12 protein-coding genes are annotated in these 12,873 nt (G+C 37.4%); 8 read left to right on the top strand and 4 right to left on the bottom strand.

What is annotated here, in order from left to right:
* The first annotated feature begins 4 nt into the window (after positions 1-4).
* The 3 genes from DEU40_RS07645 to DEU40_RS07635 all read left to right on the top strand — a co-directional run bounded on the left by DEU40_RS07645 (position 5) and on the right by DEU40_RS07635 (position 4,498).
* The gene (locus DEU40_RS07645; protein WP_110009283.1) at positions 5-2,077 is read left to right on the top strand and encodes a thiamine pyrophosphate-dependent enzyme; all 2,073 of its coding nucleotides are present in this window, start codon (positions 5-7) and stop codon (positions 2,075-2,077) included.
* Positions 2,078-2,192: 115 nt separating this feature from the next.
* A complete protein-coding gene (locus DEU40_RS07640; RefSeq protein ID WP_110009282.1) occupies positions 2,193-3,224 on the top strand; it encodes a bestrophin family protein in 1,032 nt (343 codons plus the stop codon).
* Between the two features lie 179 nt (positions 3,225-3,403).
* Positions 3,404-4,498: a serine hydrolase domain-containing protein gene (locus DEU40_RS07635; protein ID WP_110009281.1), complete on the top strand. Its 1,095-nt coding sequence runs from the start codon at positions 3,404-3,406 to the stop codon at positions 4,496-4,498.
* A gap of 38 nt (positions 4,499-4,536) precedes the next feature.
* On the opposite strand, the gene DEU40_RS07630 is transcribed toward DEU40_RS07635, so the two are convergent.
* Positions 4,537-4,995, bottom strand: a complete 459-nt coding sequence (locus DEU40_RS07630) for an Lrp/AsnC family transcriptional regulator (RefSeq protein ID WP_110009280.1) — start codon at positions 4,993-4,995, stop codon at positions 4,537-4,539.
* 157 nt (positions 4,996-5,152) lie between these two features.
* Between DEU40_RS07630 and DEU40_RS07625 the strand changes: the two genes are divergently transcribed.
* Positions 5,153-6,382, top strand: a complete 1,230-nt coding sequence (locus DEU40_RS07625) for an aminotransferase class I/II-fold pyridoxal phosphate-dependent enzyme (RefSeq protein ID WP_110009279.1) — start codon at positions 5,153-5,155, stop codon at positions 6,380-6,382.
* 199 nt (positions 6,383-6,581) lie between these two features.
* On the opposite strand, the gene DEU40_RS07620 is transcribed toward DEU40_RS07625, so the two are convergent.
* On the bottom strand, positions 6,582-7,586 hold the full coding sequence (locus DEU40_RS07620; RefSeq protein WP_110009278.1) for a glycosyltransferase: 1,005 nt from the start codon (positions 7,584-7,586) through the stop codon (positions 6,582-6,584).
* Positions 7,587-7,794: 208 nt separating this feature from the next.
* Between DEU40_RS07620 and DEU40_RS07615 the strand changes: the two genes are divergently transcribed.
* Together DEU40_RS07615 and DEU40_RS07610 are read left to right on the top strand one after the other, a co-directional pair.
* Entirely contained in the window at positions 7,795-8,808 is a 1,014-nt protein-coding gene (locus tag DEU40_RS07615) for an SDR family NAD(P)-dependent oxidoreductase (protein WP_110009277.1), read from the top strand.
* Positions 8,809-8,847: 39 nt separating this feature from the next.
* Positions 8,848-9,654 carry an AraC family transcriptional regulator gene (locus tag DEU40_RS07610; RefSeq protein WP_110009276.1) on the top strand — a complete coding sequence of 269 codons (807 nt, stop codon included), beginning with the start codon at positions 8,848-8,850 and terminating at the stop codon, positions 9,652-9,654.
* A 68-nt stretch (positions 9,655-9,722) separates the two neighbouring features.
* On the opposite strand, the gene DEU40_RS22380 is transcribed toward DEU40_RS07610, so the two are convergent.
* A complete protein-coding gene (locus tag DEU40_RS22380) occupies positions 9,723-9,890 on the bottom strand; it encodes a hypothetical protein (RefSeq protein ID WP_171006319.1) in 168 nt (55 codons plus the stop codon).
* Between the two features lie 17 nt (positions 9,891-9,907).
* Positions 9,908-11,074, bottom strand: a complete 1,167-nt coding sequence (locus tag DEU40_RS07605; protein WP_110009275.1) for a class I SAM-dependent RNA methyltransferase — start codon at positions 11,072-11,074, stop codon at positions 9,908-9,910.
* A 137-nt stretch (positions 11,075-11,211) separates the two neighbouring features.
* On the opposite strand from DEU40_RS07605, the gene DEU40_RS07600 reads away from it, so the two are divergent.
* Positions 11,212-11,937, top strand: coding sequence for a class I SAM-dependent DNA methyltransferase (locus tag DEU40_RS07600; protein WP_110009274.1), 726 nt, complete (start codon positions 11,212-11,214; stop codon positions 11,935-11,937).
* Complete coding sequence (locus DEU40_RS07595) at positions 11,937-12,665, top strand: ZIP family metal transporter (protein ID WP_110009273.1); 729 nt, start codon at positions 11,937-11,939, stop codon at positions 12,663-12,665. The genes DEU40_RS07600 and DEU40_RS07595 overlap by 1 nt, the downstream gene beginning before the upstream one ends.
* Positions 12,666-12,873: the final 208 nt, after the last annotated feature.

The raw sequence follows: 12,873 nt of genomic DNA, 5'->3' as shown, positions 1-12,873 counted from the left end.
TCCTATGGAAAATGCACTTCACGAAAAAGTTTCACAGGATATATTACTCAAAGCGTATAATCATATGATGCTGGCCAAGGCAATGGCGGATATTTATGAAGAAAACAGAAACGTATGCAAATACGTTCACAGTACTTCCAGAGGGCACGAGGCAATTCAGCTTGCAACAGCCTATCAGCTAAAGAAGGAAGACTGGGTTTCTCCTTATTACAGAGACGAAAGTATTCTTTTAGGAATTGGTTTTGAACCCTACCAACTGATGCTTCAGTTACTGGCTAAAGCTGATGATCCTTTTTCAGGCGGAAGGTCTTATTACTCACACCCTTCAAGCAGGGATGAAAACAAACCCAAAATTGTTCACCAGAGTTCTGCTACAGGAATGCAGACTATTCCTACGACCGGAGTAGCACAGGGGATCAAATACATTCAGGATTTCAATCTTCAGCAATTTGAAAACAATCCTGTTGTAGTTTGCAGCCTCGGAGACAATTCCGTTACAGAAGGTGAAGTAAGTGAAGCTTTACAGTTTGCTGCTCTGCACCAGCTTCCGATTATCTTCCTTGTTCAGGATAACGAATGGGGAATTTCCGTAACGAAAGACGAAGCAAGAACCTGTGATGCATACGATTTTGTAGCAGGATTCACAGGGTTAAGCAGAATGAGAGTAGACGGAACTGATTTTGTGGAAAGTTTCGAAGCCATGAAAAAAGCCGTAGATTTTGTAAGAACAGAAAGAAAGCCTCTTGTTGTCTGTGCAAAAACGGTATTGATCGGCCATCACACTTCAGGAGTAAGAAGAGAATTCTATAGAGACGAAGAAGATTTAACAAAACACAGAGCCAAAGATCCGGGAGAAATCCTTAGAAAACATTTACTGGAAACAGGTGTTGATGAAGATCTTTTAAAGCAAATCACTAAAAAGGCGCGTCTTGAAGCAGAAGAAGCTTTTGAAAAAGCTAAAAATGCAGAGGATCCAAAGCCTGAAACCGTAATGCAGCACGTTTTTGCCCCAACTCCCATTACTGAGGAAACAGGGACACGTGAACCTGCCAACGGAGAAAAAATTGTAATGGTGGATGCTGCCATCCATGCCATCCAGGAACTGATGTGGAAACACCCTGAAGCACTTCTTTACGGACAGGATGTAGGTGAAAGAATCGGTGGAGTTTTCCGTGAAACGGTTACTTTAGGAAAAAAATTCGGAAGCAAAAGAGTATTCAATACGGCCATTCAGGAAGCTTATATCATAGGATCTACTGCCGGGATGAGTGCTGTTGGACTGAAGCCAATTGTTGAGGTTCAGTTTGCAGATTATATTTATCCGGGAATCAACCAGTTGATTACGGAAATTTCAAAATCAAGTTATTTAAGCGGCGGAAAATTCCCGGTAAGCAATATCATCCGTGTTCCTATCGGAGCTTATGGCGGCGGCGGTCCTTATCATAGTGGAAGTGTGGAAAGTATCTTAGCCAATATCAAAGGAATCAAAATAGCATACCCAAGTAATGCTGCAGATTTTAAAGGTTTGCTAAAAGCAGCTTATTATGATCCGAACCCGGTAGTGATGCTGGAGCACAAAGGATTGTACTGGAGTAAAGTTCCGGGAACTGAAGATGCCAAAACGATAGAGCCTGCTGAAGATTATGTTCTTCCATTTGGAAAAGGTAAAATAATTATTGAAGCAGATAAGGATGAAACCGAAAAAGGCAGAACTTTATTGGTAGTTACTTATGGAATGGGAGTTTACTGGGCCAAAGAAGCAGCTAAGAGTTTCAACGGAAGAGTTGAAGTGATCGATTTAAGAACATTGATTCCTCTTGATGAAGAACTTGTTTTCGAAAGAGTGAAAGCGCATGGAAAATGTATCGTTCTGACAGAAGAACAGCTTAACAACTCTTTTGCAGAAGCTTTTGCACACCGTATTTCCAAAAATTGCTTCAGGTATCTTGACGCACCGGTAGAAACAATGGGATCACTGGATGTGCCTGCTGTTCCTATCAACCTTGTTCTGGAAAAAGAAATGCTTCCAAATGCTGAAAAGCTCAGCAGCAAGATCGAAGAAATGCTGAAATATTAAATAATTGAAACCTCTGAAAAATCAGAGGTTTTTTTTATTAATTTTAATCAACAGAACAGATGCCTCATTTTGGTATCTATTTTGTTGATATGCACCAAAAATTCCATACTTCTTTATGATCACTACTAAATACGTCAATTATAAGCAGGTTCTCAATTTATCAGGTTTTCATCTTATACTGATTTCAATCTGGTGTACGCTGATCGCTGTCCTATTCTATTTTTTCAATTGGCAGTGGATGACGATTCCATGGGTTCCTGTAGCTTTGATTGGTACAGCAGAAGCATTCCTTGTTGGTTTTAAAAACAATCAGGCTTATGACAGACTTTGGGAAGCCAGAAAAATCTGGGGCGGAATTGTGAATTCCAGCCGTTCATTTGCCTCTATGGTATATGCCTTCGATACTAAAAATGAAGAAATTGGTGTTTTTGATCTTGAAGACCGTAAAAGAAGAATCGTTTACCGTCATATAGCATGGTTATATACTTTCCGGGAACAGCTTTTGATTCCTACAGAATGGGAGCATATCAGCACAGAAAATAATAAATTCGGTAATATCAACCTGAGAAGAAACAGGTTAATAAAAGCCGGTTTTCCTGACTACGGAAGAGCTCCTATTTTCCTGCACAAATATCTGTCAGAGGAAGAGTATGATCTTAAAAATGATTATAAAAATTTTGCTACCTATCTGATTGCCCAGCAGGCGAAAGACATCAACGAGCTGAAAAATATGAATGCCATTACGGATTTCAATCAGACTCAGCTTCAAAACAGCCTGAATGAATTCTACAATTTCCAGGGACAGGCGGAGAGAATTAAAAAATTCCCTTCTCCAAGACAGTTTGCCAGTACAGCTTTTGTTTTTAATATTCTGTTCATCATGCTTCTTCCACTGGGATTAGTGAACGAGTTTGCCAAATTGGGAGATTGGGGAATATGGACTTCTATTCCTTTCTGTATCATCATTGGATGGATTTATATCATCATGGAACTGGTAGGAGATTATTCTGAAAATCCTTTTGCGGGATTAATGTTTGACGTCCCTATGCTGTCTATCTGCAGAACCATTGAAATAGATCTTCTCCAGATGAGCGGAGAAACAGATCTTCCGGATCCTATTGCTTCCAAAAACGGAGTATTAGTATAATTTCTGAGGATCATTTATTAAAACAAAACTGCAATAAAAATATCAGGTAAAATATATTTTAAAAGTTCATTGTTTTTCATAATTTAGGGCTTTGAAAGCATCAGCTATATTAATTCATCCGGATCAATATAGTTTTTACTTTTTCCATCAGCTAATAATTTATCCCTTCTTTTTAAACAATGAGATCCAAGCAACTCCTGCTGGTTATGACGATACTATGTCTTACCTTATTCTGCCCTAAAGTGAAGTCGCAGGCGGCCTTCAATAAAGAGTTACCTAAAGAATTTACAGATCAGTTCACCCAGGAGATCAACGACAGTATTCCTTCTCTGGGATCGTTCATTGTTTCTCAAAATGATAAACTGATTTATGAGCATTATTTCCACGGAGCCAACAAGGAAACCATCTTCAGCATAAAGTCCGTTACCAAGAGTATCGTCTCTGTTCTGGCAGGTATTGCTCAAGATAAAAACATACTTCCCAATCTCAATACACCGGTTTTAAAAATTCTTCCGGAATACAATGTCTCAAGAAGCAGTTTCAAAAACATCTCCAATATTGAAGGAAAGGTAGCTCATGATTCGATCAGAAATACGTTAACGTTAAGAAATCTGCTGACCATGCAAGGTGGTTTCGATTGGATTGAAAATTCAAAAATATCAACAGCCATGTCATTTTCCGGTGATCCTGTAAAATTTGTACTGGATCTTCCTTTTGAAGAGTATCCGGGAACCGTATTTAATTATAACAGCGGTGAAACCCACCTTTTCGGAGCAGCACTGGCAAAAATTGTGAAAACCAATCTGAAACAATTTGCATCAGAAAACCTTTTTAAACCACTAAAGATCAATGTTCCACGATGGGATACAGATTCCATGAACAGGAATATTGCAGGTTCGGAAATGTTTATGAAACCTGAAGATATGCTGAAATTTGGTTTGATGATTCTGAATAACGGAAAATTGGGAGGCAGACAGATTGTTTCCTCAAAATGGATTCAGGAATCGACAGCTGAGCATGTCAAACTGGATTCCTGGGATGTGATGCCAGGTGCCAATGGATACGGCTATTACTGGTGGCGGAGAAAAACCAACGGACATCAGGCTTTTGTGGCTACCGGATATGGCGGACAGCTTATCTGCATCATTCCTGATTTAAAAATGGTTATCGTGACGACCTGCTTTCTGAATGACAAAAACAGAGGCAGAAGCGAGATTAAAAGACTTCACTATTTTATCGACAAAATGACCAAAGAAGATATTTATAAACATTGATCTTCCATACAGTTTAAATCAAAAAACCTGTGATAAGCTTACAATACAATCGCCGTCGTATTTTTAACTTCGGAAATCATAAATGAGCTGTGCGTACTTGCGATGTGCTGAAGTGTTGTTAGTTTCGTCAGCATAAAACTGCGGTAATCTTCAATATCTTTCACTCCTATTTTAAGGATATAATCATAATCTCCGCTTACATGGAAACATTCCGTAACTTCCTGAAGGTCCATTACCTCTTTTTCAAACTGAAGAACAAATTCTTTTTTATGCTGGCTTAGTTTCACATGGCACAAAACGATAAAATTTTTCTTAACTTTACTCTTGTCCAGCAAGGCTACATATTTTGAAATAACCCCTGCATTTTCAAGTTTTTTTACACGCTCATAAATTGCTGTAACGGATAATCCAAGCTTAGCGGACAGTTCTTTGGTGGTTTGTTTACAGTCTTCCTGTAAAAAAGACAAAAGTTTCTTATCAGTTTCGTCAAGTTCCATAGATAATTTTTTGGTAAAAATTTAATACTATCGAAGATACTAAATATTTTTTCTAAATAAACAATATTTTACAGTTTTATATTCTATAAATTCAAATTTATGTTGTAATAATTAACAATTTAATGCAAATTAGAACCATAAAATAAAAACAATATTTATGGAAAACTTTAACGCAGCCAATGAGATCCAGGATCTTCAGTATTTTGGTGAATTCGGGGGAGTGAATCCTTCTATCTCTGACAGCTCTACCTATACCTTCCTTTCTGCAAAGACAATGTTTGATACTTTCGAAGGCAATGCAGAAGGATGCTATCTGTACTCCAGACATTCATCACCGATGAATCTTTATCTGGCCCAGGCTCTTGCCAAGATGGAGAACACAGAATCTGCCAACGTTACAGCATCCGGAATGGGAGCAATAACTTCTGTTTTGATGCAGGTGTGCAAAAGTGGAGACCATATTATTTCAAGCCGGACTATCTACGGAGGAACCTATGCTTTTCTAAAAAATTTCTTCCCTCAGTTCAATGTAGCGACCACTTTTGTAGATATCAATAATTTTGAATCTATAGAAAAAGCAATTACTGCCGATACTAAAGTCATTTATTGTGAAAGTGTGAGCAATCCGCTGCTTGAAGTAGCAGACCTTAGAAAGCTTTCCGAAATCTGTAAGAAACACAACCTGAAACTGATTGTAGATAATACCTTCTCCCCTCTTTCAATTTCTCCAACATTATTCGGGGCTGACGTCGTGATTCACAGCCTCACAAAGTTCATCAACGGAAGCAGTGATACGGTAGGAGGAGTATATTGTGCCACTCAGGCATTTATTGATGATACCAAAAATGTCAATTCCGGAGCATGTATGCTTCTTGGCCCAACCATGGACAGCTTACGATCTTCAAGTATCTTAAAAAATCTGAGAACATTACACATCAGAATCAAACAGCACAGCCACAATGCCATGTATCTGGCTGAAAGATTTGAAAAAGATGGTTTAAAAGTATCTTATCCGGGCTTGCCATCCCACAAAAACCATGAATTAATGAAAAGCATGATTCATGAAGAATACGGATACGGAGGATTACTGACTCTGGATGCCGGAACAACAGAAAAAGCAAACGAACTGATGGAACTGATGCAGACAGAAAACCTTGGTTATCTTGCTGTGAGCTTAGGGTTCTATAAGACCTTATTCTCATGCTCAGGAAAATCTACCTCATCTGAAATCCCTGAAAAAGAAAGAGCATCTATAGGAATTTCAGACGGACTGATCAGGTTCTCCATCGGTCTTGACCACGATATCAAAAGAACTTACCAAAAAATGAAGGAATGCATGCTGAAAGTTGGAGTTCTTAACCACCATGAAAACATTTCCATTTCCTAAATTTATTGTAAAAAGGCTGTTTCATTTGTGAGAAACAGCCTTTTTTATTTATCAATCTACCTGTTTTGATATTGATTAACAAATGTTATGTATAGTCTTTTATAGGTTTAGGCTAAAGCTTTTGGAAGATTTTATTTATTTTGATGAATGGGCTAAAGCCCCATTCCTATTGAATTTCTTTTACAGATAATCATCCCTGCTATTTCTTATAATAATGATGCGGAAAAGCATCCTCGGGCTTCATTCTGAAAACATTCAGCAAAATCCAGGACTTTAAGAATCCGTATCCGTAAGAAAACATCTGAATATAAGTGGAAATAACTGCCATTCCGGCAATACTGATATTTTTTGTCAGCAATAAAGCGTGAAACAACACCAGAAAGGTATACAATCCATAAAAGGCAAGGATGATTCCTCTTCCCATAATAAAATACTCCAGAAAGCCCATCACATATCCCAGCATAAATAAAGTAGGAAAAGCAAAGGAAATTTTTACATAATTGGGGTGTCTCTGGTTAAGAATTGGTCTTGCACAGCCAAATTGGTAAACCTGTTTGGAGAATTTCCCAAAATCAACCCTGCGTTTATGATAAACTGCAATATCATCAAAAAAAGCAGTAGTAAAACCATTTTCCCATAGGGTCATGGAAAGATCCGGGTCTTCACCAATTCTCATTTCGGAAAATCCGCCTACTTTTTTAAAGACTTCTTTTTTCACTCCCATATTAAAACTTCTGGGCTGAAATTTCGAAACCGCTTTCTTACTTCCCCTTATTCCTCCGGTTGTAAATACAGACGTCATGGAATAGGAAATAGCTTTCTGCATCAGATTAAATCCTTTATGCGCTTTATCAGCCCCGCCAAACGCATCACAAGAAATGGTCAGGATATCGTTTTTAATATGCTCAATATAATCTTTTTCAACAATGACATCACTGTCTACAAATACCAGCCATTCGTTAGCGGCTCTTGCCGCACCGTAATTTCTTGTCAGTCCCGGTCCTGAATTATCTTTTCTGAAATATTTAATATCCAACCCCTGTTCAAAGTTTTTGATAGTAGGTTTCAGATCGATCAGAGAACCGTCATCCACGATAATAATCTCAAACTCCTTATCTGTTTGTTGAGTAAGAGAAGTCAGCAACTCAAAAAGTTCATCTTTCCGGTTGTAAATGGCAACGACAATAGAAATAGTAGGCTTCAAATTGAAAATTTTTCAAAATTACTTATTCGCAGAACAACCTACAAACAGTTTAACAGCTTATTCAGAGAAATTAACGAAGTTACATTGTATTCTTCTCACTGTATGCATTTGACCAATGAAATTCTGAACCAAGTAATTTGGCATTTTAAACAAAATAAACGTCCGGAATCCCTACTAATTTTGCTATAGAAATTTAAACCAACAAAAAATGGAACCAATTATCAGCACATTACAGCAACCCGTTCAGTCAGGCTTTAATGCTTATTCAACAGCACAGGAAGTTATTCAGGGAATTGATCTTACCGGAAAAACAGTGATCATTACCGGTGGCTATGCAGGAATCGGTCTTGAAACTACAAAAGTACTTACTTCAGCCGGAGCCCATGTCATTATTCCTGCAAGAGATATTGAAAAGGCAGGAAAAAATCTTACAGGAATTGAAAATATCGAACTTGAAAAAATGGATCTGATGGATCCGGCATCCATTGATGCCTTTGCAGAAAGATTTGTCTCATCAGGCAGAAAACTGGATCTTCTTATTAATAATGCCGGGATTATGTGGGTACCACTCCGCAGGGACAGCAGAGGTTTTGAATCTCAGCTGGCGACCAATTATCTTGGACAGTTCCATCTCACCTCAAAATTATGGCCGGCTCTGAAAAAAGCAAATGGAGCAAGGGTTATCAGTGTTTCTTCGTATGGACATCAGATGGCTCCTTTTAATTTTGAAGACCCCAACTTTGAGGAAAGAGATTACGATACCCTTTCCGGATACGGACAATCCAAAACAGCTTGTAATCTGTTTGCCGTAGAACTCGATGAAAAAGGAAAAGAATTCGATATCAGAGCTTATTCTCTCCATCCCGGTTCTGTATATGGTACTGATCTGGGCAGAGAAGAACCTGTTGAGCTTTTTAAACAGCTTGGAACGCATGACGAAAACGGAAATATAAAACCTGAAGTTGAAGCACGATTAAAAACAATTCCACAAGGGGCTGCTACTACAGTCTGGTGTGCTGTGACGCCTCAACTTAACGGAATTGGCGGAGTATATTGTGAAAACTGTGATATTGCAGAGGTAGACAGGGGGCAAATTGAGCACAGATTTGATGAACCAGCTACTATTCGTGGAATACAACCCTATTCTATCGACAAAAACAATGCTGAGCGCTTATGGAAATTAAGCGAAGAAATGCTGGGGTTTAAATTTGATACCAAATAACTGTTTTTTAAATACATTTGTAATGAAAAACTTTTGACAATGGATTTCCAGATACAATACCTCACGCCGGATATCAAACTTTCCAGTTATGATGACAAGCTCTTCAAAACGGAAACAGTTTTTGAATACCATATGCTCGTTTGGTTCATATCAGGAGAAACGAAAATTATCCAGGCAGATAAAACCTATGTTTTCAAAGCTGGAGATATTTTCCTGATTCCTAGAAATCATCTTGCCACGATTATCAATTATCCCAAGGATGGGCTTCCACATAAAGCTGTAGTAATGCATCTTACCACAGAACGGCTGAAGAATTTTTATAGCTCTGTTGATTATGAAAGGAAAAACGGACATCGGGAATCCAGCATTCACAGTTTCAGCAGCCATCCGCTTCTGAACAGCTGTCTTGCGTCGCTCATACCTTATTTTGAAATGGAAGGTCCGCTTCCTGAGAATATTGCCCATTTAAAAATCACTGAAGCTATCAGTATTGTAAGGGAAATTGATCCGGATATAGATTATATACTTGCCGATTTTGATGAGCCGGGAAAAGTAGATCTGATCAGTTTTATGGAAAAAAATTATATGTTCAATATGCCTTTGGAACGGTTCGGATATCTGACAGGAAGAAGTTTATCTACTTTCAACCGGGATTTCAGAAAGATTTTTCAGACAACTCCACAGCGGTGGCTTACTCAAAAGCGTCTTGAACTGGCCTATTATCATTTGTCAGAAAAAAATAAAAAGCCTTCCGATGTTTTTCTGGAAGTAGGTTTTGAAGACCTGTCGCATTTTTCGCATGCCTTTAAAAAACAGTATGGCTTTGCGCCTTCACTGGCACGATAAAAACAAAAAGGTTGTACTAATCTGTACAACCTTTTATTATTTCAATTAAACTTATAATGTATGACAAGTTAATTTTTCTTTGGAATATCTGTATCTTTTAACTGCTTCTTTTGAGATATCACATTATGATTTAGAGCTTTTCGTTCAGGTTTTGAAGGTGATGATTTTGATCCGGAACCAAGCAGACCAAATAAATCAAGAACCACATCAAATATATCTAAAAAATTCCAGGACATTTCAATCTCAGAGTTTATTACTTCTTATCTTCCAGTTTATGTACCTTTTTCGTTCCTTCATACATTTCATACTGCAAAAATCTTGTTTCCAGTTTTCCGTTGAAAAGTTTGATCTTTCTTGAAGGACGTAAACCGATTTTCTTCACCGCTTCCAGATCGGAAGAGATCAGCCATGCTAAGGTATTTGGATAATGGGTTTTAAAGGTATCTCCGATTTTCTTGTAGAAATCATCATCATTGATGGAAATTCTCTCATCGTATGGCGGATTGAATACCATTAATAAAGGGAACATATCTTTTTTAGAATCAAAGAAGTTTTGTTTTTTAATCTCAATCACATCTTCCATTTCCGCTGCTTCCACGTTCATTCTTGCCGCATTCAGCATTCTTGCATCGATGTCATATCCAACAATTTTTCCATCAAATTGTCTTACTCTGTTAATTCTGAATTCTTTAATTTTTGCAAACAAGTCTGCATCATAGTTATTCCAGTTCTGGAATCCGAACCTTTTTCTGAAAATCTGAGCCGGAAGATCCATTGCAATCATTGCTGCTTCAATCAATAATGTTCCTGAACCGCACATCGGATCAAGGAAATTACCTTTTCCGTCCCAGCCTGCCAGCTGAAGCATTCCGCTTGCCAATACTTCGTTGATAGGCGCTTCTCCCTGCTCTCTTCTGTACCCTCTTTTAAACAAAGGATCTCCTGAAGAATCCATGGAAATCATCACCAGTTCCCTGTCAATATGAAGATGGAATTTGATATCCGGATTTCTCGTTTCTACATTAGGCCGTCTTTTGAATTTTTCCTGGAAATAATCCACGATCGCATCCTTCATTTTTAAGGTCACAAACTGAGAATGCTTGAACGTTTCAGAATTGACCGTAGCATCGATAGAGAAAGACTGATCTACATCCATGAAATTATCCCATTCAAATTTGAATAACCTGTCATAGAACTGATGCTGATTAAAAGCTTTGAATTCATGAATCGGCACCAGGATTTTCAATGCTGTTCTCGCAGAGTAATTGATTTTATAAAGAAAACCAAGATCCCCTTCACAATTTACCGCTCTGTTTTTAATTTCAACATTTCTTCCGCCCAATTTTTTGATTTCTTCCGCCAGAATCTGCTCCAATCCGAAGAATGTCTTTATCTGTATTTTAATATTTTCTGTATCCATAAGTATGTATTAAAAGATTTAAAGCTTTAAAAATTAAAAGATTAACCACCCAATTTCTTATTCAATTGAATTTTTCAATCTCTTAATGTTGTAAAATACTTTGCTTTTAACCGCACAAATTTAGTTATTTTTGCATTATGGAATGGTTTGAATCTTGGTTTGATACCCCTTATTATCATTTGCTTTATAGCAACAGAGACTATACTGAAGCTGAAAACTTCATTACAAAGCTCACAGCGGATCTTCAGCTTCCGCCTCAGTCGAAAATCATAGATCTTGCCTGCGGAAAGGGAAGACACTCTGTTTTCCTTAACAAATTAGGGTATGATGTTTTGGGACTGGACCTTTCAAGACAAAGTATTGAATCTGACAAACAATATGAAAATCAGACACTGCTTTTTGAAGTTCATGATATGAGAAACCCTATTGATGCAGATCCTATGGATGCTGTATTCAATCTGTTTACCAGTTTTGGGTATTTTGACAATGAAAATGATGATAAGAAAGTATTTCAATCTGTTTACAATGCTTTAAAACCAGGAGGATATTTTGTACTGGACTACCTGAATGAGGAGTTTGTAAGAAGTACTTTAATTCCTGAAACAACGATCACGAGAGGGAATATTGAGTTCAGAATCCTAAAGAAAATCGAAGGCAGACACGTCATCAAAGACATCCGTTTTGAGGCTGACGGTAAGCCGTTTCATTTCTTTGAAAAAGTAAAACTCCATACTTTGGAAGCCATTCATGCCTATGCTTCTGAATGTGGGTTTGAAAGAATAAAAATCTGGGGAGATTATCAGCTGAATGAATTTAAGAAAGAAAATTCCCCGCGTTGCATCAATTTATTTAAGAAAAAATAATGACAACAGTACTTTTACTGATTTTAAGTGTCGTAACAGGAGTATTCCTTGGAAAACACTTTGGTAAAAAAGAGAAGCTGGCCAAAAATCTATTGATACTGAGTGCCGGTTTTTTGATTACAATCTGTCTCAACGAAGTCTTCCCTCAGGTGTATACCTCTTCCGGAAGCAGCAGCCTTGGGATATTCGTAATCGCGGGAGTTCTGCTGCAGATGATCCTGGAAGCTCTTACCAAAGGTTTTGAACACGGGCACTTTCATCATCATAGCGAACACAATATTCTTCCTGTTGCTTTAATGGTAGGATTATTCATTCATGCTTTTATTGAAGGAATTCCTTTGGCTAACGAGCAACACGAAATGTCGCCTTACCTTTGGGGAATTGTATTTCACAATCTTCCTATTTCATTTATTCTGGGTGCATTTTTATTTAACAGAAAGGGAGAATCAAAAAGTTCCTCATCTTATCCTTCTATTCTCATTGTAGCTTTATTTGCACTGGCTTCTCCAATGGGAATGTTATTAGGAAATCATTTCAATCCTAACCTTCAGCCTTATTTCCTGGCTATTGTAGGAGGAATTTTCCTTCATATCTCATCGGTGATCATTTTTGAAAGCAATAAAAATCACAATATCGATTGGGTAAAAATCGGGCTGGTTGTTTTAGGAGTTTCACTCGCATTGATGATGCATGTTTTCCATCAACACCCCACTGCTCATTCTCATTAAATATAAAAAAGCTTCGGATTTCGAAGCTTTTTCATTTTAGCCAGTATTAATAATTCATTTTCCCCATCATACCGTCGATCTTTACTCAATAGCATTTTAGATAAATAAGTTAAAAATTGTTTTTTAAAAAATATTTTACATTAAAAAATAAATAAAAATTAAATAAAATTAAATATTTATATTTAAAAATACAAAAAAATATATCATT

Source organism: Chryseobacterium sp. AG844 (assembly GCF_003182335.1).
Taxonomy (GTDB): domain Bacteria; phylum Bacteroidota; class Bacteroidia; order Flavobacteriales; family Weeksellaceae; genus Chryseobacterium; species Chryseobacterium cupriresistens.
This window is presented reverse-complemented; position numbering and strand designations above follow the sequence as displayed.